Origin of the sequence: Protofrankia sp. Cr1 (genome assembly GCF_963555865.1) — a bacterium.
Taxonomy (GTDB): domain Bacteria; phylum Actinomycetota; class Actinomycetes; order Frankiales; family Frankiaceae; genus Protofrankia.
In genome coordinates, this window is the sequence record NZ_CAUVXO010000574.1 from 1,626 (window position 1) to 2,506 (window position 881).

At 72.9% G+C, this 881-nt stretch carries 1 protein-coding gene; it reads left to right on the forward strand.

All coding sequences use genetic code 11. The features are described from left to right. Positions 1-20: 20 nt before the first annotated feature. Positions 21-881 (forward strand): glycosyltransferase (locus U9980_RS26030; protein WP_416210399.1); only part of this gene is annotated, 861 nt, incomplete at its 3' end.

Here is an 881-nt window from a genome sequence, read left to right on the forward strand (position 1 = left end):
CCGACCGTGCGACCCGGACCATGTTCGCCACCCATACCGCCGGCGACCCACGGTTCCGGTATGTCGTGGAGCCGCGGCCAGGGCTTTCACGGGCGCGCAACGCGGGTCTGAGCGCCGCGAGCGGTGAGATCGTCGCCTTTACCGACGACGACGTGACCGTGGACGCCGGCTGGATCCGCGGCCTGGTGCGCGGCTTCGAGCGCCGGCCCGATGTGGTCTGCGTCACCGGACTCGTCGCCGCGGCCACTCTGGACAGCCCGGCGGAACGGTACTTCGACGCCCGCGTGTCATGGGCGACGAGCTGCCGGCCAACGCTGTTCGACCTCGATCGGTCCCGACGGCCGGGCCCGCTGTACCCGTACAGCGCGGGGGCGTTCGGTACCGGCGCGAACATGGCCTTTCGCCGCGAGGTGCTGCGCGCGCTCGGCGGCTTCGACGAGGCCCTCGGCGCGGGCACCGCGTCGGCCGGCGGCGAGGACCTCGACGTCTTCGTCCGCCTGCTGCTGGCCGGACACGCCGTCGCCTATGAGCCGGCGGCGCTGGTCTGGCACAGTCACCGGGCCGATCTGGATGCGCTGCGCCGGCAGCTTTTCGGCTACGGCACCGGGCTGACCTCGTTCCTCTTCAAGTACCTGCTTGACCCTGCCACGGCTCCGGGCCTGCTCGTCGCGATCCCCGCCGGGGTCGGTCACCTACGGGCGAGCCGGCGACGGACCGGCCGCAGGGTCACCGACACACCGTGGCGGCCACCGGCCGCCAGTCACCGCGCGGCCGCTCCAGCCGAACTGCCCATGCGCCGGCTCTGGTTTCACGAGCTTGCCGGGATGGCCGCTGGTCCGGCGTGTTATCTGCGGTCCCGCCACCGGGCAGCTCACGACCGG